The sequence below is a fragment of the Thiomonas sp. UBA7699 genome, from assembly GCF_002482605.1.
Classification (GTDB): Bacteria; Pseudomonadota; Gammaproteobacteria; order Burkholderiales; family Burkholderiaceae_C; genus Thiomonas; species Thiomonas arsenitoxydans.
Genome location: NZ_DLGH01000024.1, coordinates 19,283 through 38,276 on the forward strand (window position 1 = coordinate 19,283; position 18,994 = coordinate 38,276).

Here is an 18,994-nt window from a genome sequence, read left to right on the forward strand (position 1 = left end):
GTGGGTGAATGGGTGTGTTGAGGTTCAGAACCGCACGAACTCCGGTTGCAGTTGCGTGAGCACCGGCAGACTGTCCTCGGTAGCCGCCCGGGCCTTGCTTGCGGCAGGCCGTGCGGCCGGTTTAGCCGCCGTGACCCGCGCTTCTTGGCTAAGCCGGAAACCCGCCATGCTTTCCTGCAAAGCCTGCGCCTGCGCGTTCATCTCTTCGGCAGTCGCCGCGAGTTGTTCCGAAGCCGAAGCGTTCTGCTGAGTGACGGCAGAGAGCTGCGCCACCGCCTGATTGATCTGCTGCATGCCCGTGGACTGTTCTTCCGATGCCGCTGTGATCTCCTGCACCAGATCGGAGGTCTTCGAGATATTGGGTGCCATCTGCGCAATCAAGCTACCCGCCGCATCCGCCTGCTTCACCGTGGTGGCGGCCAGATCGCCGATCTCCTTGGCCGCCACCTGAGAGCGCTCGGCCAGCTTGCGCACCTCCGCGGCCACCACCGCAAAGCCCTTGCCATGTTCTCCGGCGCGGGCCGCTTCGATCGCCGCATTCAAAGCCAGCATATTGGTCTGATACGCAATGTCATCGATGATCGAGATGCGCTCCGCTATTGCTTGCATCGCCGAGACCGTGCCCTGCACCGCAGCCCCGCCTTCGCGCGCTTGGCCTGCCGCCTGCTGCGCCATCGAATCCGTCAGACGCGCGTTATCTGCATTCTGGCGAATGGAGGCGGTCGCCTGCTCCAGCGTGGCCGAGGTTTCTTCGACTGACGCCGCCTGCTCCGAAGACGACTGCGACAAGCTTTGTGAAGTCGCCGACACCTGCGTGGATGCCGAGAGCAGTTGCTCGGCAGAAGACCGCACCGAGCCGATGACCGAAGTCAGCCGCCCGACCATCTCGCCCAAAGCAGCGAGCAGCTGCCCGGTTTCATCCTTCGACGTGGAAAGCACCCGCACCGATAGATCGCCTTCGGCCACGCGCTGCGCGACAGAAACGGCTTCGGCCAGAGGACGGGTGATGGAGCGGGTGATGAGCCAGGCAGCGGCGATGGCCAGCAGCAGAGCGAGCACCGCCAGGCCGATGCTGGCATTGCGGGCAGCGGCGAAATCGACCTCGCTCTGTGCGTAAAGCGCATCGGTCTGACCCCGCAACATCGTCTCGATCGCCGCGGTTTCCTGGCGAACCTCGCGTGACACGATCAAGCCGGATTTGAGGTAATCGGCCGCGGCGGTGCCGAAGTTGCTTCGCTGCATTTCAGGAATCGCGGTCTGTTGCGCCGCACGTCCTTTGGCGATGATGGCGCGCAGGTTGTCGAGCCGGGTCTGCAGCTGCGGGGAGGGTTGCAGAGATTCCAAAGTCTTGAACGCAGCTTCGGTGGCTGTGCGCTGTTCAGTGATGACAGCAAGATCCGCATCGCTGAACTGCTGCGACAGCAGGCTGCGCAGCATGGTGCGTGTGGTGTTCTGGCTGCTGTTGGCAATGATGGTGACGGCTCGCTCCTTGGCGAGACGGTTTTGCACCACGAGTTGCATGTGATCCTGAATGCGAGAGGCTTCGTACAGCCCGAACGCCGCGTTGACAAGCAGAAGAATGATCAGCAGGCCGAAGGCGAGGCTGAGGCGTGTGCCGATGCGAAGGTTGTTGAACATGAAAGGCTCACTTTGTGTGGATGTTGACGGCGGTTCAGTTGCTCAGCGCCGGGGCCTGGCGGCCCTGCGCGCTGCGGCTGGCGCGGCTGATCAGGGGGGCGGCGTCGAGGATGAGCGCCACTTCGCCGTTGCCCAGAATGGTCGAGCCGCTGATGCCTTGCAGGTGAGCGAACAGCGCGCCCAGAGGTTTGATGACGGTCTGATATTCGCCAAGCAGGGCATCGACGACGATGCCCGCACGGTGCCCGGCGATTTGCGCGACCACCACATTGCTGCGGCTGTTCGGCGATTCAGCGGCAGAGTCGGTCAGGCCGAGCTGTTCGCGCAGATGCAATAGGGGCAACACTTCGCCGCGCAGGTTGATATAGCCCTGCTGCGGCTGGGTGGGCGCAAACTCCATGCACTCGATCACGGCGTCGAGCGGCAGCACGAAGGTGCGCCCGGCGGCCTGTACCAGAAAGCCGTCGATGATGGCGAGCGTCAAGGGCAGGCGCAGGTGCATCTGCGTGCCCACACCGGCGCTGCTCTGAATGTCGATGCTGCCGCGAATGGCTTCGATATTGCGCTTGACCACGTCCATGCCCACGCCGCGGCCCGACAGATCGGTGACGGCATCGGCGGTGGAGAAGCCGGGCTCGAAAATCAGCGCCCACACCTCGGCGTCGGGCAGGGCGGCGGCGGCCTCAGTCGAAATCAGCCCGCGCTCGACGGCTTTGGCAAGAATGCGCTCGCGGTTCAGCCCGCCGCCGTCGTCTGAAACCGTGATGAGAATGCTGCCCGAGTCGTGACGGGCGGCGAGTTTGAGGGTGCCCTGGGCGGGTTTGCCGCGGGCGGTGCGCACTTCGGGCGACTCGATGCCGTGATCGATCGAGTTGCGCACCAGGTGCATCAGCGGATCGGCGATGCGCTCGACCAGGGTTTTATCCATCTCGGTGTCGGCGCCTTCGATGACCAGGGCGATGTCTTTGCCCAGCTCACGCGATACGTCGCGCACCACGCGCTGAAAGCGCGCGAAGGTTTCACCGATCTCGACCATGCGCAGCTTGAGCGCCCGCTCGCGGATGTCTTCGACCAGCCGGGTGATCTGCGCGGCGGCTTCGATCTGGCTGGCGTTCTGCGCGTGCAGCGCATTGCCGGCGCTGGCAATCACCAGTTCGCCCACGAGGTTGATGAGGGCGTCGAGCTTGTCGGCGGCCACGCGCAGCATCTGGTTGTCACGGCTGCGTTTGTCTTTGATCTGCTTCTGTTTGTCGAGCGCGGCCTGCACGATGGGCTGGTGCGTGGCGCCTTCGCGCACCAGAATTTCGCCCAAGGGGGCGGCCGGTGCGCCGGTGGCCTGCGCGTCGTGTTGCGCGTTGAGCGCGTCGCTCAATTCTTTCTGTGTCAGCGTGCCGATCTGTACCAGAATGTCGCCCAGCCGCAGGTCGTCTTCGGGCAGGCTGCGAATGAGTTGCACATAGTCGGCAATGCGGCTGTGCGCGGGCAGGATTCGGATGGTGCTGTCTTCCTGCACGAACTCGAACACGGCGGCGATTTCTTCCTTGCTGGCCTCGCTCTTGAAGTTGATCTCGAAGCCGAGATAGCTGGTCTCGGCGTCCATCGCGTCGAGCGGGGGCAGGGCGTCGGTCAGGGTGACGAGACCGACGATCTCGCCCAGCCCGCGCAGATAGCGTATGAAGGCCAGCGGGTCCATGCCGTTGCGCAGGCTGTCGGCGCCGAAGCGCAGCGACAGGTGCCACGACGGCGTCAGCGCCGATCCGTGCGCGACCACGGTGACGGGGACGGCTTCTTCCGAGGCGGGGCCTCGTGCGATGGGGCTTTGCTGGGCCACGACCAGCGCACCGCCTGCGGGCTGCTGAGCGGCCTGCAGCCGGGCGACCAGCGCCTGTTCTTCCGGGGTGTCGGCGATGCAGACGCCTTGGCTGTCGATCTGGTCGATCAGTTGCGCGAGGTGATCGCGCCCTTGCAGCAACAGCGCCACGAGTTCGCTGCTGACGGCGAGTTTGCCTGCGCGCATCTGGTCAAGCACGCTCTCCAGATGGTGGGTGAAACGCACGATGCCGTCGAGGCCGAACAGCCCAGCCGAGCCTTTGATGGTGTGGGCCGCGCGGAACAGGGCGTTGATGTGCTCGCCATCCAGGGCGTCATCATTGGCATCATCCGCGCCGCCTTGGGGTTCGAGCTCCATCAGCCCGCGTTCCATGCCTTCGAGCAGATCTTGCGCTTCGACGATGAAGGAGCGCATGGCCTGCTGCATTTGTTGTTCGAAGCTCATGCGTGCTCCTTGGGGGACGTGGTGTGGCCAAACTCGACCACCGGGTCGCCGAAGTAGGCGAGCAGGCCGCAGAGTTCGAGGGCGTCGATGACGGCGGGGCTGTGCCCGCTGAGCTTGAGGCTGTGCTCCAGATTGCTGGCCTGCTGCTTGGCGGCCAGCAGAATCTGCACGCCCGAGGCGTCGATCTCGTCAACGGCGGCCAATTGCAGTTCGACCAGCGGATGCTGGCCGATCAGTTCGGCCAGCCGGGTGCGCACCTCGGCGGCGGCGTAGATGTCGAGCGCGCCTTGCAGCGTCACGCTGCAAGCCGGGCCGGCTTGATGAGGGGTGATGTCCACAGCGTCTCCTCTGGCGGGGTTCAGGGTGCGATGAGTTTGGAGACCGCAGCCAGCATCTGCGCCGGCTGGAAGGGCTTGACCACCCAGGCACGGGCGCCTGCGGCCTGGCCTTGCGCCTTCATGTCATCCTGGCTCTCGGTGGTGAGCATGATGATGGGGGTGAACTTGTAGTCGGCCTTCTGCTTGATCTCTTTCACCAGAGTGATGCCGTCCATATTGGGCATGTTCACGTCGCTGATGATGAGGTGGATCTTGCGGCCGTCGAGCTTGGTCAGCGCGTCCACGCCGTCAACGGCTTCAATGACTTCGTAGCCCGCGCTGGCTAGGGCGATATTGACCACCTGACGCAGTGAGGCGGAGTCGTCGACGATGAGAATGGTTTTGGCCATGGCAATGTGCTTTTGAAAGAGGGGATCGAAACAAGGGTTTGCTGGAGTCAGAAAAAAGTGATGTCGCCGCCGTCCTGCGCGTCCACCGTGGACTGGCCGCCGTGGTTGAGGCGCTGCTCCTGCGTGGTGTAGCCGCCCGCGATGCGCTGCATGAAGGCGGAGGCGTCGAGCGCGGCTTCAGGGTTGCTGGCGCGGCGCGACTGATAGCTCTGCAGTTCGACCACCAGGGCGTCGAGGCTGTCGCGGCTGTGGGTGAGAATCTGGCTGACCCGATCCTGGAACTGCAGCGACACCAGCACATCGCCGATCTCTTCGCGGATACCGCTGCTTTCGCGCTGCAGCAGGTCGGATGAATCGGACAGCCCCGTAGCCACATCGCGCAGGCGGGCGAGCACCTGATCGATGGACGATTCGGATTGGGTGAGGAACTGCTGCTCCTCGATTTGCGATTGCCCGGCCGAGCGGGTGAGGGTCTGGATGGCGCCGGTGATGATCTTCACCTGCTCGCCCATCTTGCGCCCGGTATCGCGCGATTGCGCCGAGAGCTTGCGCACTTCGTCGGCCACCACTGCGAAGCCGCGGCCGTTTTCGCCAGCCCGCGCGGCTTCGATGGCCGCATTGAGCGCGAGCAGATTGGTCTTGGCCGCCAGCGCCGCCACTTCAATCGCCATCTTCTCCAGCGCCTCGGTGTAGCGCGACATGCCCAGCACTTCGCTGACCATGGCGGCGCGTTTGTCCAGCGCGGTGCGCAACTGCTCGAGCACGGCGCCGAGTTCGCCTTCGCTGCGGCGGAATACCGCCACCACGCCTTCGCCGCCATCCATGCCCGCGGCGGCATGCTGCGACGCCTTCACAGCGCTTTCCAGGCGGTTGTGCAGGCTGGAGAAGCGCTGGCTCAAGGCCAGAATGGCGGTCTCCATCTGCGCGCGTCCAGCGTCGATCTGCTGACCGAGCACGGGTAAGGCCTGAGCGCAGAGGGCGTCGATCTGCTGCGCGGCATCGCTGTGTTGCAGGGCGGGAGGGGAGGTTGTGGCGTCTTGGGTCATGGCGGAGTCAACGCGGGTGGCGGGGAGGTTGGGTTGTAGGGGGGGTCAATGGGGCCGCGCGGCCAGTTGGCGCACCAGGGTTTCGAGCCGATCGATGTCGGAACTCTTGTCGAAGAAAAAATCGGCGCCTCCATCGAGGCTGCGTGCGCGGTGCTGCGAGTTGGCGTGCTGGGTGAACATCGCCACGCAGATATCGCCCCGGCTGGACTTGATGCGCTGCAAGACTTGCAGCCCGCTCTCACCCGGCATTTCGATATCGAGCACGATGAAGCGCACCGCGCCTGCGGTGTCTTGCTCCAACAGCTCCATCGCCTGCTGCCCGCAATCGGCCTGCAGCACGGCTTGCACCCCATCAATGCCGCAGAGCAGGCCGGCCAGGCGCTCGCGCACCATTGCAGAATCGTCGACCACCATCAGTTGCATGACTCAGCTTTCAGAGAATTCAGGATGTATGGGGACATTGTTGGCCTGCGGTCGCGCGGCGAACATCGGCCGCCAGCGGTTTGAAGACTGAGACAAGGGCGCGTTGATTTGTAGGAAATTTCTGACCCGCGTGGATCTGTTCATGCCAATTCATGGTCGAGGACGTAGCGCACCAGATCGGCGTCGCGCTCGAGGTGCATCTTTTGCATCAGGCGGGTTTTGTGAGTGCTGACGGTTTTGACGCTCAAGTGCAGTTCCCGCGCCACTTCGCCCACGGTGCGCCCGGCACCGATGCGCAGCAGCACCTGCAGTTCGCGGTCGCTCAGGGTTTGATGCGCGGGGGCGTCGGCGGCGGCGCCCTCTTGAAAGTGATGCGCCAACTGCTCGGCGACGGTGGCGGTGAGGTAGCGCTTGCCCTGGGTGGCCGCGCGGATGGCGTCGAGCAGCACATCGGGCGCGCTGTCTTTGGTGAGATAGCCGGCCGCGCCGCCGCGCAGGGCGCGCAGGGCGAACAAATGCTCGGCATGCATGCTGAGCATGAGCACGGGCAGGCGGGGGTGCGTGGCCTTGATGCGTTTGAGCAGATCGAGGCCGTCGCCGCCGGGCAGAGACACGTCTAGCAGCACCACCTGCCAGGCGGCATCGCGCAGGGCGTCGAGCGCTGCGGCGGTGTCGCCGCACCAGTGCGGCTGCAGCCCCTCGGCTTCGAGCATGCGAACGAGCCCGGCGCCCACAAGGGCGTGGTCGTCAACGATGAGCACGCGGGCGGCGTCCATTTGCGGCCTCGCTTCAGGCGGAGATCGGTTTGCCGGAAGTCGGCGCGTCGGCAGGTGTGCCGCGTTCGATGCAGGGCACGCGCACGCGCAGGGTGGTGCCGTGGTTGGGCACGCTGGCGCAATCGAGCGTGCCGCCGAGCAGATGGGCGCGCTCGCGCATGCCGCGCAAACCAAAGGATTTTTCGCTGGTCTGCGTGGCCGGGGTGAAACCCAGCCCGTCATCGACGATGTCGAGCGCGATCAGCCCGGGTGTGCGGGCCAGGGCGAGGCGAACGGATTTGACCTGCGCGTGACGGGCGATATTGGTGAAGGCTTCCTGCGCGATGCGGAAGATCTGGATGGCGGTGAGGTCGTCCAGCTCACCGGCGCCCTCGATCTGGTGCGAAACGGGAATGCCGTAGCGCTGGCTGAACTCCTCGGCCAGCCAGAGCAGCCCGTCGCTCAGCCCGAGATCGAGCACGGCGGGCCGGAGCTGGGCTGCCACGCGACGGCCGGCGGCGGTGGCGGCATCCACCAGCTGGGTCATGCTGTTGAGCTGCGCGTCGTCGGGCCCGAGGCGCCGGCGCAGCAGGCTGATGTCCATTTTCAGCGCGGTGAGCAACTGGCCGAGTTCGTCGTGCATGTCGCGGGCGAGGCGGGCACGTTCCTGCTCGCGTGCGCGCTCCATGTGCGCGGCCATGTCGCGCAAATCGGACTCGCGGCGGCGGGCATGGCTGATGTTGATCATGATGCCGTTCCACTGCACTTGGGTGGCATCGAGCCGCTTCACTGCGGCGCGGATGTTGATCCACTTGATCTCGCCCTCGGTGAGGATGCGGCCCTCCCAGTTCCACGGTTCGCCGTGCAGCGCGCTGGCTTGCAGCGAGGCGTGGAAATCGGCCTGATCGGCGGCATGAATTCGCCCGACAAAGGCCGTGCTCGAACGCAGCAGCGCCTGCGCGTTCAGGCCGCAGACCATTTGCGCCGATTCACTGGCCTGGGTGAACTGCAACTGCCCGGCGCGCTGGCTGAGCTGGAACACCAGACCGAAGCCAGAGAGCGGATGCGCGGCCCAGGGCGTATCGTCCGAAGACAGATCTTGAACGGGTGGAGGAGGGCTTTGGAACGGGGGCACGGAGGGCAGCCAGGAGTGGAATTTACATTCCACTTAACGGCGCGCCCTCAGAAAACTTGAATTCTCAGCGGATCGAGACAGTCGTAAATCTGCCGCTGGGGCATGGAGCGCAGCCAGGTGAGCTGGCGTTTGGCGAGCTGGCGGGTGGCGGCGATGGCCTGCTCGCGGAACTGCTCGGCGCTGATGTCGCCGTCCAGATAATGCCAGGCCTGGCGGTAGCCCACGGCGCGGATCGAGGGCAGCGCGGGGCTGAGGTCGCCGCGCTGGCGCAGTGCGCGCACTTCGTCAAGAAACCCGGCGGCCAGCATCTGCTCGAAGCGTTGGGCGATGCGCGCGTGCAGCACGCTGCGATCAGAAGGTTCCAGCGAGAGGATGCGCAGGGGCAGGTGGCCGTCATCCGCGCGCCCGGCAGCCAGATGCGCCGATAGAGGCCGACCGCTGAGTTGCCACACTTCCAGCGCGCGCTGGATGCGCTGGGCGTCGCCCGGAGCAAGGCGGGCGGCGGTGAGCGGATCGACTGCGGCTAGCCGGGCGTGCAGCGCGGGCCAGCCGAGCCGGGCGGCCTCGGCGTCGAGTTCGGCGCGCACGGCAGGGTCGGCCTGCGGCAGTTCGGACAGGCCGGATTGCAGCGCCTTGAGGTAGAGCAGGGTGCCGCCGACGATCAGGGGCTGGGCACCGCGCTGGCGGATTTCCTGGATAAGCCGGCGCGCGTCCGCAGCGAATTGCGCCGCGCTGTAGCTTTGCGACGGGTCGAGGATGTCGAGCAAGTGGTGCACGGCCTGGACGCGCTCCTCAAGACCGGGCTTGGCGGTGCCGATATCCATGCCGCGATAGACCAGCGCCGAGTCCATACTGATGAGTTCCACGGTTTCGCCGCGCAGCCGGGCCTGCTGGACGAGTTGCAAAGCCGCGGCGGTTTTGCCGCTGGCGGTCGGGCCGACGAGGCAGAGAACAGGCTGGGCAGTTTGCTGCGTCACGGCTTGAATCGGGGCTTCAACGCCCGCGCAGGAATAGGGCGTCGAGGTCGGCCAGGCCGATCTGCCGCCAGGTGGGGCGGCCGTGGTTGCACTGGTCGGCGCGTTCGGTGCGCTCCATATCGCGCAGCAGGCCGTTCATTTCTGCGAGCGTGAGCTGTCGGTTGGCGCGCACCGCGCCGTGGCAGGCCATGCTGGAGAGCAGGGCGTTGCGCCGCTCCTGAAGGCGGCTGCTGGTGCCTTGCGAAATGAGATCGGCCAGCAAACCGCGAGCCAGGCGAATGGGGTCGGCGTGCGCCAGCAGCGTGGGCGTGGCGCGCACCACCAGGCTGCTGGGGCCGGCCCGGTCGAGCTCGACGCCGAGCGACCGCAGGGCATCGGCATGATCTTCCGCCGCGCCCATTTCGGCATCGCTCGCGGCGAATGCAGCCGGGATCAGCAAGGGTTGCACCGCCACCGGCACATCGGCCTGTTCCGCAGCTTTCAGCCGTTCGTACACGATGCGCTCGTGCGCCGCGTGCATGTCCACGATCACCAGCCCGTGGCGGTTCTGCGCCAGGATGTAAATGCCCAGAAGCTGCGCCAGGGCGAAGCCGAGGGGGAAGTCGTCAGGCTGGGCGGCGGCCAGGTCGGTGGCTTGCGCGTAGGGGCGAGGCGCGGCGCTGTCCTGTGCCTGCAAGGGCGGTGCGCCCGTCGTTGCCAAGGGGGCATAAGCGCGCGAGAGCGCATCCCAGGGGCTCGGGTTAGGGCTCGGCCTCGCCATGCCGAAGGGAAGCGTGGCAGTCGCGGGCAGGGCGGATGGCGGCCCTTCCCACGCGGTGGGCGGTGCGGCGGGATGCGAGGAAGACGCCTCACCGACCACCCGGGCCAGCACCTGCTCGACGGCATGACGCACGGCCTGATGCACTGCGGAGCTGTCGCGGAACCGGACTTCCGACTTGGCCGGATGCACATTCACATCGACCAGATCAGACGGCAGATCGAGCAGCAGGGCGTACTGCGGCTGCAAGGCGCCGTGCAGCACGTCGGCGTATGCGGCGCGCACGCCGTGGGCCACGGTGCGGTCGCGCACCCAGCGGTTGTTGACGATGATGTGCTGCACATCGGCACGGGCGCGAGCCGCGGTGGGCTCGCAGATCAGCCCGCGTACGGCGAGCGGACCGATCTGGGCGGAGACCGGCAGGGCGTGCGCGGTGAAGGCCTCTCCCAGCACGGCGGCGAGACGGTCGAGCCCGTGCGGCGAAGGGTCGCGCTCGAATTGCAGCTTGAGTTGCCCGTCATGCCAAAGCCGCAGGGCGATCTGGGGATGGGCGATGGCGGCGCGCTTGAACACGTCGGCGCACCAGGCATATTCCGTTTGCGGCGATTTGAGAAATTTGCGGCGCGCCGGCAGGTTGAAAAACAACTGCCGCAAGGTCACTCGCGTGCCCTGTTGCGCCGCTGTGGGTTGCACCGCGGAGACCTGACCTGCGCTGGCGTGAATGCGCGCCCCATCGGCCCCGGCGCGGCGGCTGATGATCTCGATTTCGGCCACGGCGGCCATGGCTGCGAGCGCCTCGCCGCGGAAGCCGAGATGCGCGGCGTGGTGCAATTCGTCGAGATCGGCGATTTTGCTGGTGGCGTGGCGCAGCAGCGCCAGGGGCAACTCTTCGGCCGGAATGCCGCAACCATCATCTTCGACCTGCACGCTGCCCAGCCCACCCTGTTCGAGGCGCACGGTGAGAGCGCTGGCGCCCGAATCGATGGCGTTGTCGAGCAGTTCGCGCAGGGCCGAAGCCGGGCGTTCGATAACTTCGCCGGCGGCAATCTGGCTGATGAGCACGTCCGGCAGCGGACGAATCGGGCGTTGGGGTTGCAGCAAGGCAGGGATACGGAAAGGGTGGCGAGGCCGCAGCGTGGCGGCGACCGTCCCCTCGTTGAGGGGCTTGGAGACGGGATCAACGAGAGGAGAAACGACAAGTTGGCTCAGTATACTTTTCAGGCTGTGCATAGGCCCATAGCGCTCGGTGGCGCTCAGCCCCGGCTCAGTTTTCCGGCGCAGCATCTGCGTCTTCGGCCTTTCATAGGCTCTCTTCCGGCTTTCAGCCCAAACCGCATGGATCCCCACGCTCTCATCGACCTCATTCTGCACTTCGACGTGCATCTGGCGCAGTTCATCGCGGCGTACGGCCCCTGGGTGTACGGGCTGCTCTTCGGCATTGTGTTCGTCGAAACCGGGCTGGTGATCATGCCGTTTCTGCCGGGCGACTCGATGTTGTTCGTGGTGGGTGCGTTTGCGGCCACCGGGGCGCTCAGCCTGCCGGGGGTGATCGCCGTGCTCTGGCTAGGCGCCGTGCTGGGCGACAGCCTGAACTACCAGATCGGCAAGGCCATCGGCCATAAGGTTTTTTCGTGGCCGGACTCACGCTGGTTCAACCGGCGCGCCTTTGAAAAGGCGCACGCCTTTTACGAAAAATATGGCGGCATCACCATCGTGGCCGCGCGGTTCATGCCCTTCATTCGAACCTTCGCCCCGTTTGTGGCGGGCGTGGCCGAGATGTCGTATGGCAAGTTTCTGGCCTACAACATGCTGGGCGCCACACTCTGGACGGGGCTGCTGGTCATGGCGGGTTATCTGTTCGGCAACATTCCGTGGATCAAACACAATTTGGGTGTCATGACCATTGCCATCATCGTGCTGTCGCTGCTACCCGCGGTGTGGGGTTGGTGGAAATCACGTCGGCAGGTGTCGGCGGTCTGAAGCGGCGGTCTGACGCAAACGCCTGCTGCTAGTTGTGCGCGCTGTGAACTTCATTGCAGCGAGCCGCGCAGCAGGCCGACGGCGAGTCCCTCAATGGCGAAGGGCTGGCTGGCATCGACGCGGATGGGGGCGAACTCGGGGTTGGCCGGTAGAAGCTCGATGTGATCGGCTTGCAGGCGAAGGCGCTTGACCGTGACCTCGTCGCCGATGCGGGCCACCACGATCTGTCCGCTTTGCGCCGTCTGGCTGCTTTTGACGGCCAGCATGTCGCCGTCGAGAATGCCGGCATCGCGCATGCTCATGCCGCGAACCTTGAGCAGATAGTCAGGGCGCACCGAGAAGGCGCCGGGATCGACGTTGAGCGTCTGCTCGATATGCTCTTGCGCGAGGATGGGATGCCCCGCAGCGACGCGACCGACCAGCGGCAGGCAGAGCTGCTCGGCGCCAGGCAGCGCGAGTTGCAGCCCATGAGAGAGATCCGCACGCAACCCACTCGCACGCCCCCCCATGGCGCCGGAGGTTTTCCCGGACGTTGTCATCGACGGCGAGGCGCGCTGCGATTCGGTGATGCGAATGCCGCGCGACGCTCCGGGCGTGAGCTCGATCACGCCCTTGCGCGCGAGCGCCTGCAAATGATCTTCTGCCGCATTGGCCGAGCGGAATCCCAGCTTTGCGGCGATTTCGGCCCGGGTGGGCGGGTAGCCCAGTTCGCGCACGGAGGCGGTGATGAGATCGAGAATTTCCTGCTGGCGAGGGGTGAGTTTCGAGATGAGACGGCGCATGCGTGGGCTCCGGCAGTTGCACAATAAGTCAGCTTGATGGGCGAGGCCGATGGGCAAGGCTGATGAACGAGTTCGCCATGCGAGCCATGTCATCTTTTGGCCATGAAGACGCCCTGATCAGGCTTCCAGCTTGATGATTTTCACAGCACTGTAAATCAAAACAGTCTTTCTGCAAAGAGATTCACACATGACCGATTCTTTTTCTCGCGCGGCCTTGCCGCAGATTGTGGTGTTGGGAACAGGGGGCACGATCGCGGGCGCCGCGACGGGCGACCCCAGTCTGCCGGGTTACACCGCCGGGGTTTTGGGGGTCGACGCGTTGCTGCAAAGCGTGCCGGCGCTCGGCCGCCTGGCGCAAATCCACACCGACCAGGTGGCCAATCTCGACAGTAAGGACATGACCTTCGCGGTCTGGACGCAGTTGGCCGAACGCGTGGCCTACTGGCTGGCGCAGCCGCAAATTCAGGCCTGCGTCATCACCCACGGCACCGACACGCTGGAAGAAACCGCCTACTTTCTGCGTTTGGTGCTGGATACCGACAAGCCGGTGATCCTGACTGCTGCCATGCGTCCTGCCACGGCGCTGAACGCCGACGGCCCGCAGAACCTGCTCGATGCCGTGCGGGTGGCCGTGCATCCGGCAGCGCGGGGGCTGGGCGTGGTCTGTGTGTTGCACGGCGTGGTGCATGCTGCTCGCGACGTGACCAAGGCGAATACGCACGCGGTGGAAGCGTTTTCATCCGGCGAGCGCGGCCCGCTGGGTGAAGTGGACGGTGAGGCCTTGCGGCTTTGGCGACAACCCGTGCCGGAGGCCGGGGCGCCGTTTCCCCTACCTGCTGCGGGGGGCTGGCCGCGGGTGGAGTTGCTTACCAATGCGGCGGGCAGCGATAGTGCGCTGGTGTGCTGCCTGATTTCGAGCACGGCGCTTCAGCCCCGATTGGGCGGACTGGTCGTGGCCGGCACCGGGGGCGGCACGGTGCACCGCGAACTCGAGGCCGCGCTGCGCTGGGCCGAACAACAGGGCGTGCGGGTGAGGGTGGCGTCACGCGTCGGCCCGGTACGCGGCGGCGCCGATGACGGCCTCAATGCGGTGAAGCTGCGGGTGCGGCTGCAGCTGGAACTGGCCGCCCAGAACCAAGCAGAGCGTTGAACCCAGAATGTTCTCTCGGCGGGGCCAATTGATCCCCACCGGGGGCAGAAAGCTTGGGCCGGTGGGGCGAAAGAGCGGGGGGCGATTCCTCACCCTCTGCGATTCAGCCGCTTTGCAGAGAACTTAGGGTTGATCGACCAAGGTAAGGTTGCGCCGCACCGGGTTTGGATACCGGGCTTGGATGCCTACAGCGCGCGCCTTCGTGCGTGAGAGCATGAGAGACAAAATTGTGCAAAACGCCCTGTAGTCAGGTGTGCGGTTGTCACCGACATTACTGCGCAAGAGTGCTGGCCTGGGTTTCGCCGACCAGCGATTCGTAGCTGGCATAGAACGACAAAATGTAGGCTAGGAAAATGGCGATGGCCACGGGCATGCTGAGCATGGCGGCCAGGGTTTCACTGGCGCCGAGCAGGCTGGCGACGAGCATGATGAGCGTGGGCAGGCTGAGAAAGAGCAGCAACCATTGCACCGCATAGAGCGCAAACGCCTTGATGTTGCGCACGCACAGCACGAAGCTGAAAAACAGCGCCTTGACCGGCGGCATGGCGTGCCAGGCCACCAGTGGCGGGGCGAGCCAGAAGGCGAGCGAGACGGGGATATACGCCAGAGTGGCGGCTATGGCGCCCAGGCGCAGGCTGCCGTCGGCGATGGCGCTGGCCGGCGGTTTGTCACCGAGCAGAAGCAGGCGCAGCATGGCGCCGCCGTCGAACAGGCTGCCGACTCCAAGCACCAGAATGACGGCGAGGGTGTAGAGCACGCCCAGCATCACCATGCTGCGCAGCGCCTGCGGGCCGCTGCGAAAACCGGTGAGCAGCACCGTGGGCCAAAGCGGCTGCTTTTGTGCGATCTGGCGGCTGGCTTGCATGAAGCCCAGGGTGCCGAACTGCACCACGAACAGCGGAAACACCAGACCGATGATGGGCAGCGCCGAGACGAATCCGGTGACGACGATATAGGCCACGATCATCAACAGCGCCGCCCAGGGCTGCAGCGCCAGACGGCGAAAGCCGCTTTGCACCCAGAGCAGGCCCTCGCGGGCAGAGACGGTACGCAGTTGCATGGCGAAAGACGATGAAAGGTGAAGAGCCGAAGAAAAGAGCCCAAGAAGGGAGCCGACATGGTATCGGCAGGCCCGGGCTCAGGCGGACGCGATGCGCTGGCGCAGCACGCGCTCGAAGTGGGTGGGGTCGTGGGGGGTGAGCAAGTGGGCGTCGCGCGGCAGGTGATAGTCGGCCAGACGCGAGGTCCAAAAACGCAGCGCGGCAGCGCGCAGGGCGTCGGGCAGCAAGCGGTGTTCGGCATCGCTCATGGAGCGTACGGCGAGGTAGGCGCTCAGCAAGGCGTCAAAGCGGGCCGCGTCAAACTCGCCTGTCTGCAGGTGAATGCACCAGTCGTTGAGCGCCACGGCCAGATCGAACAGCCAGGTATCGACCCCGGCGAAGTAAAAGTCGAACACGCCGGAGAGAGTATCCCCCTCGAACAGCACGTTGTCGCGAAACAGATCGGCGTGAACCGCGCTGCGCGGCAGCGCGGCATAAGCGGGCGATGCGGCGACCTCAGTCTGGTGCGCAAGCTCAGTGCTGATGAGAGCGTGTTGATCGGCGGTGAGATAGGGCAGGATGTCGGGGATGGTGCGGGTCTGCCAGGCGAGCCCGCGCAGATTGGGTAGCGTGCCCGCGTAGTCGCGTGCGGCCAGATGCATGCGTGCCAGCCAATGCCCCACTTGCGCGCAGTGCGCCGGCTCGGGCTGCAGCTGGCTGCGGCCTTGCAGGCGAGTGACCAGCGCGGCGGGTTTGCCTTTGAGGGTGTGCAAGGTCTGACCCTGCCGGTCGGGTATGGGGTCGGGTACGGGAATGCCATGCGCGGCCAGATGGTGCATCAGCCCGAGGTAGAACGGCAACTGCTCGGCCTGCAGGCGCTCGAACAAGGTGAGCACGAACCGGCCCCGCGTGGTGCTCAGGAAGTAGTTGGTGTTTTCGATCCCGCTGGCGATGCCTTGCAGGTCCGTGCGTGTGCCCAGATCGAAGCGGGCCAGCCAGGAGTCGACCTCTGCTGCGTCGAGCGGTGTGAAAACGGCCATGAACGGGATGGGGAAAGAAAAGGCAGGCTGGAAAAGCAGGTTGAGCGAGCAGGTTGAACGGTCAGCCCGTCGGTTTATTTGAAGGTGAACACCTTCCACTGCGCCTGCCCTTCCATATGGGCCGGGTCGGTGCTGGACGAGATTGAGGGCGGCACCACGTTGTAGGCCACGCCGCCGTGCAAAGGCTGCACCTGAATCGAGGTGGTGGCGCCGCGCACCTGCTGCTCCTGAATGCGCACCGCACGATCCTGGGTGACGTTTTCGCGCACCCGAGGTTCAGGGAATTTGGGCTTGGGCTGGGTATCTGTCAGCGGCGCCGCAGGCTTGGACTGCGCAAGGGCGCTTGGTCCCGGATACACGCTGGCGAGCAGCGTGAACAGGCCAAGGGCGGAGACGGTAAGGGCGTGGCGAAACATGTTCATGCGCCGATTTTACGGCGGCATTGATAATGCGCGGATGAATTCAGACGTGCAATCCGACTCCGCCCCCACCCTGCTGCTGGTGGATGGTTCCAGCTATCTCTACCGCGCCTTCCACGCCATGCCCGACCTGCGCGGGCCCGAAGGCCAGCCCACCGGGGCGCTCTACGGCATGGTGGCCATGCTGCGGCGCCTGCGCGAGCAATATCCGGTGGCCAAGGGCTATCGCTACGCGGCCTGCGTGTTCGACGCCAAGGGGCCGACATTCCGCAACGCCATGTACGACCAATACAAGGCGCAGCGTCCGCCGATGCCGCCCGACTTGGCCGCGCAGATCGAGCCGATTCACCAAGCTGTGCGGCTGATGGGCTGGCCGCTGCTGGAGGTGCCGGGAGTGGAGGCCGACGACGTGATCGGTACCCTGGCCGTGCGGGCGCACGCACAGGGCATACGCACCCTGGTTTCCACGGGCGACAAGGACATGGCCCAGCTCGTCAACGACCACATCACTCTGGTCAACACCATGAGCAACGAGGTGCTCGACCCCGCCGGGGTGCAGCAAAAGTTCGGCGTTCCCCCCGATCGCATCGTCGATTACCTCACCCTGGTAGGCGACGCGGTGGACAACGTGCCCGGCGTGGACAAGGTCGGCCCCAAGACGGCGGTCAAGTGGCTGACGGAGTACGGCTCGCTCGATGCGCTGATCGAGCAGGCCGAAACCGTGAGCGGCGCTGCGGGTAAAAACCTGCGTGCCGCGCTCGACTGGCTGCCCACGGCGCGCAAGCTGGTGACCATCCACACCGACTGCGATCTGGACGGCTACGCCCAAGCCTTCGATCCCGATCTGCGTCCGGCGCCGGAAGATGCGCAAGCGCTGCTGCCCTTCTTCACCCGCAACGGCATGCGCCGCTTCAGCGCCGAGATGAAGGCGCAGACGGTGAGCGAGGATGCCGCCCGGCAGGTGTCGCTGCTGGACGACGCGCCGCCGGCCGAAAAGAGCGCGCCAGGCACCTACGAGACCGTTCTCGACTGGGGACGGTTCGACGCCTGGCTGACCCGCATCGACGCGGCCGAGCTCACCGCCATCGACACCGAAACCGACTCGCTCGACCCGATGCGCGCACGGCTGGTCGGCATTTCGCTCAGCGTCGCGCCCGGCGAGGCCGCCTATCTGCCGCTGGCCCACGCCTACCCCGGCGCGCCCGAGCAGTTGCCCATGGCCGAGGTGCTCGAACGTCTGCGGCCCTGGCTGGAAAACGCCGACAAACCCAAGCTCGGGCAGAACGCCAAGTACGACCGCCATGTGTTCGCCAACGCGGGCGTGACGATTCGCGGCTATGCGCACGACACCTTGCTTGAGAGCTATGTGATCGAGGCGCACAAGCCGCACAGCCTCGACAGTCTGGTGAGCCGCCACCTGGGCCGCGACGACACCCTGAGCTACGAGCAAGTTTGCGGCAAGGGCGCCAAGGCCATCACCTTCGATCAGGTGGCGCTCGATGTGGCGACCCGCTATTCGGGCGAAGATGCCGATCTCACCCTGCAGGTACACCAGCGGCTGTGGCCGCAAGTCCAGGCCGATGCCGGGCTGACGCGCATTTACGCGCTGGAAATGCAGGTCAGTGAAGTGCTGCAGCGCATCGAGCGTACCGGCGTGCTGGTGGACGGCGATCTGCTGCGGGCGCAAAGCGGCGAGCTGGGCGCCAAAATGCAAACCCTGGAAGCGCAGGCATTCGAGCTGGCCGGCGGCGCTTTCAATCTGGGCAGCCCCAAGCAGATCGGCGAAATCCTGTTCGACCGCCTGCAACTGCCGGTGCAGAAAAAAACCGCCTCCGGCGCTCCGTCCACCGACGAGGAAGTGCTGGAAAAGCTGGCCGAAGATTACCCGCTGCCGCGCGTCATTCTCGACCACCGCAGTCTGTCCAAACTCAAGAGCACCTACACCGAGAAGCTGCCGCAAATGATCAACCCGGACACCGGCCGGGTGCATACCAACTACGCGCAGGCCGTGGCCGTGACCGGGCGGCTGGCCTCCAACGATCCCAATCTGCAGAACATTCCAGTACGCACGGCCGAGGGGCGGCGCATTCGCGAGGCGTTTATCGCGCCCAAGGGCTGGCTGATCGCGTCGAGCGACTACTCGCAGATCGAGCTGCGCATCATGGCGCACCTCTCGCAAGACGCCGGTCTGCTCGCTGCGTTCGCCGCCGGGGAAGACATTCACCGCGCGACCGCGGCTGAGATTTTTGGCGTCACGCCGCTGGAAGTCAGCAGCGATCAGCGCCGCATGGCCAAGGTCATCAACTTCGGGCTGATCTACGGCATGAGTGCCTTCGGCCTGGCACGCAACCTCGGCCTGGAGCGCAGCGCGGCGCAGCTCTACATCGACCGTTACTTCGCCCGTTATCCGGGTGTCGCGGCGTATATGGAGCGCACCCGCAAACAGGCGGCGGAACAGGGCTATGTCGAAACCGTGTTCGGGCGACGACTGTGGCTGCCCGATATCCACGCCAGCGGGCCGCGCCGTGCCGCGGCCGAGCGAGCCGCCATCAACGCGCCGATGCAGGGCACCGCGGCCGACCTCATCAAAATGGCGATGATCGCCGTCGATGCCGCGCTCGTGCGCGAAAAACTGCGCAGCCGGGTGGTGATGCAGGTGCACGACGAGCTGGTGCTCGAAGTGCCCGAGGAAGAAACGCACTGGGTGCGCGAACACATTCCCCGCCTGATGGCGGGCGTTGCCCAGCTCGACGTCCCGCTGCTGGCCGAAATGGGCCTGGGCGCCAACTGGGAGCTGGCGCACTGAGCGTGGTCACTGAGCGTGGCCGCTGAGCGCGGCAGGTCTGGGGC

16 protein-coding genes and 1 pseudogene are annotated in these 18,994 nt (G+C 65.6%); 3 read left to right on the forward strand and 14 right to left on the reverse strand.

Going from position 1 to position 18,994, the window contains the following annotated elements:
* Positions 1–24: 24 nt before the first annotated feature.
* The 10 genes and pseudogenes from B3H47_RS10625 to mutL form a co-directional block, all read right to left on the reverse strand.
* On the reverse strand, positions 25–1,638 hold the full coding sequence (locus B3H47_RS10625; protein WP_286986978.1) for a methyl-accepting chemotaxis protein: 1,614 nt from the start codon (positions 1,636–1,638) through the stop codon (positions 25–27).
* Between the two features lie 34 nt (positions 1,639–1,672).
* Complete coding sequence (locus B3H47_RS10630) at positions 1,673–3,913, reverse strand: chemotaxis protein CheA (protein ID WP_286986979.1); 2,241 nt, start codon at positions 3,911–3,913, stop codon at positions 1,673–1,675.
* Positions 3,910–4,251 carry an STAS domain-containing protein gene (locus B3H47_RS10635; protein ID WP_286986980.1) on the reverse strand — a complete coding sequence of 114 codons (342 nt, stop codon included), beginning with the start codon at positions 4,249–4,251 and terminating at the stop codon, positions 3,910–3,912. The genes B3H47_RS10630 and B3H47_RS10635 overlap by 4 nt, the downstream gene beginning before the upstream one ends.
* 20 nt (positions 4,252–4,271) lie before the next feature.
* Entirely contained in the window at positions 4,272–4,640 is a 369-nt protein-coding gene (locus tag B3H47_RS10640; RefSeq protein ID WP_013105568.1) for a response regulator, read from the reverse strand.
* Between the two features lie 47 nt (positions 4,641–4,687).
* A pseudogene (locus tag B3H47_RS15335) lies at positions 4,688–5,287 on the reverse strand (methyl-accepting chemotaxis protein); the annotation flags it as partial.
* A gap of 444 nt (positions 5,288–5,731) precedes the next feature.
* Positions 5,732–6,109 (reverse strand): response regulator, encoded by a 378-nt coding sequence (locus tag B3H47_RS10650; protein WP_286986982.1) that lies wholly within the window; start codon positions 6,107–6,109, stop codon positions 5,732–5,734.
* A gap of 140 nt (positions 6,110–6,249) precedes the next feature.
* The gene (locus B3H47_RS10655; protein ID WP_013122909.1) at positions 6,250–6,885 is read right to left on the reverse strand and encodes a response regulator; all 636 of its coding nucleotides are present in this window, start codon (positions 6,883–6,885) and stop codon (positions 6,250–6,252) included.
* A gap of 13 nt (positions 6,886–6,898) precedes the next feature.
* Entirely contained in the window at positions 6,899–7,999 is a 1,101-nt protein-coding gene (locus B3H47_RS10660; protein WP_232054155.1) for a histidine kinase, read from the reverse strand.
* A gap of 47 nt (positions 8,000–8,046) precedes the next feature.
* Positions 8,047–8,976, reverse strand: a complete 930-nt coding sequence (gene miaA / locus B3H47_RS10665; protein ID WP_286986983.1) for a tRNA (adenosine(37)-N6)-dimethylallyltransferase MiaA — start codon at positions 8,974–8,976, stop codon at positions 8,047–8,049.
* 16 nt (positions 8,977–8,992) lie between these two features.
* The gene (gene mutL / locus B3H47_RS10670) at positions 8,993–10,831 is read right to left on the reverse strand and encodes a DNA mismatch repair endonuclease MutL (RefSeq protein WP_286987055.1); all 1,839 of its coding nucleotides are present in this window, start codon (positions 10,829–10,831) and stop codon (positions 8,993–8,995) included.
* Between the two features lie 237 nt (positions 10,832–11,068).
* Here mutL and B3H47_RS10675 point away from each other — a divergent pair, with 237 nt between their 5' ends.
* A complete protein-coding gene (locus B3H47_RS10675; protein WP_013105575.1) occupies positions 11,069–11,713 on the forward strand; it encodes a DedA family protein in 645 nt (214 codons plus the stop codon).
* Between the two features lie 50 nt (positions 11,714–11,763).
* Here the strand turns inward: B3H47_RS10675 and lexA are convergent, their stop codons facing one another.
* Positions 11,764–12,483 carry a transcriptional repressor LexA gene (gene lexA, locus B3H47_RS10680; protein WP_286730191.1) on the reverse strand — a complete coding sequence of 240 codons (720 nt, stop codon included), beginning with the start codon at positions 12,481–12,483 and terminating at the stop codon, positions 11,764–11,766.
* 199 nt (positions 12,484–12,682) lie between these two features.
* Here lexA and B3H47_RS10685 point away from each other — a divergent pair, with 199 nt between their 5' ends.
* Entirely contained in the window at positions 12,683–13,645 is a 963-nt protein-coding gene (locus B3H47_RS10685) for an asparaginase (protein ID WP_286986984.1), read from the forward strand.
* Between the two features lie 271 nt (positions 13,646–13,916).
* Here B3H47_RS10685 and B3H47_RS10690 read toward each other — a convergent pair whose 3' ends face one another.
* The 3 genes from B3H47_RS10690 to B3H47_RS10700 all read right to left on the reverse strand — a co-directional run bounded on the left by B3H47_RS10690 (position 13,917) and on the right by B3H47_RS10700 (position 16,147).
* The gene (locus tag B3H47_RS10690) at positions 13,917–14,705 is read right to left on the reverse strand and encodes a BPSS1780 family membrane protein (RefSeq protein ID WP_286986985.1); all 789 of its coding nucleotides are present in this window, start codon (positions 14,703–14,705) and stop codon (positions 13,917–13,919) included.
* A 78-nt stretch (positions 14,706–14,783) separates the two neighbouring features.
* On the reverse strand, positions 14,784–15,725 hold the full coding sequence (locus B3H47_RS10695; RefSeq protein ID WP_286986986.1) for a homoserine kinase: 942 nt from the start codon (positions 15,723–15,725) through the stop codon (positions 14,784–14,786).
* Positions 15,726–15,799: 74 nt separating this feature from the next.
* Positions 15,800–16,147, reverse strand: coding sequence for a hypothetical protein (locus B3H47_RS10700; protein ID WP_286986987.1), 348 nt, complete (start codon positions 16,145–16,147; stop codon positions 15,800–15,802).
* Between the two features lie 34 nt (positions 16,148–16,181).
* Between B3H47_RS10700 and polA the strand changes: the two genes are divergently transcribed.
* The gene (gene polA / locus B3H47_RS10705) at positions 16,182–18,950 is read left to right on the forward strand and encodes a DNA polymerase I (RefSeq protein WP_286986988.1); all 2,769 of its coding nucleotides are present in this window, start codon (positions 16,182–16,184) and stop codon (positions 18,948–18,950) included.
* Positions 18,951–18,994 lie beyond the last annotated feature (44 nt).

Bases quoted from the DNA above. Each gene is read 5' to 3' on its own strand.
- B3H47_RS10625 (WP_286986978.1), bottom strand. From the start codon at position 1,638: ATGTTCAACAACCTTCGCATCGGCACACGCCTCAGCCTCGCCTTCGGC.
- B3H47_RS10630 (WP_286986979.1), bottom strand. From the start codon at position 3,913: ATGAGCTTCGAACAACAAATGCAGCAGGCCATGCGCTCCTTCATCGTC.
- B3H47_RS10640 (WP_013105568.1), bottom strand. From the start codon at position 4,640: ATGGCCAAAACCATTCTCATCGTCGACGACTCCGCCTCACTGCGTCAG.
- B3H47_RS10650 (WP_286986982.1), bottom strand. From the start codon at position 6,109: ATGCAACTGATGGTGGTCGACGATTCTGCAATGGTGCGCGAGCGCCTG.
- B3H47_RS10655 (WP_013122909.1), bottom strand. From the start codon at position 6,885: ATGGACGCCGCCCGCGTGCTCATCGTTGACGACCACGCCCTTGTGGGC.
- B3H47_RS10675 (WP_013105575.1), top strand. From the start codon at position 11,069: ATGGATCCCCACGCTCTCATCGACCTCATTCTGCACTTCGACGTGCAT.
- B3H47_RS10685 (WP_286986984.1), top strand. From the start codon at position 12,683: ATGACCGATTCTTTTTCTCGCGCGGCCTTGCCGCAGATTGTGGTGTTG.
- B3H47_RS10690 (WP_286986985.1), bottom strand. From the start codon at position 14,705: ATGCAACTGCGTACCGTCTCTGCCCGCGAGGGCCTGCTCTGGGTGCAA.
- B3H47_RS10695 (WP_286986986.1), bottom strand. From the start codon at position 15,725: ATGGCCGTTTTCACACCGCTCGACGCAGCAGAGGTCGACTCCTGGCTG.
- B3H47_RS10700 (WP_286986987.1), bottom strand. From the start codon at position 16,147: ATGAACATGTTTCGCCACGCCCTTACCGTCTCCGCCCTTGGCCTGTTC.
- polA (WP_286986988.1), top strand. From the start codon at position 16,182: ATGAATTCAGACGTGCAATCCGACTCCGCCCCCACCCTGCTGCTGGTG.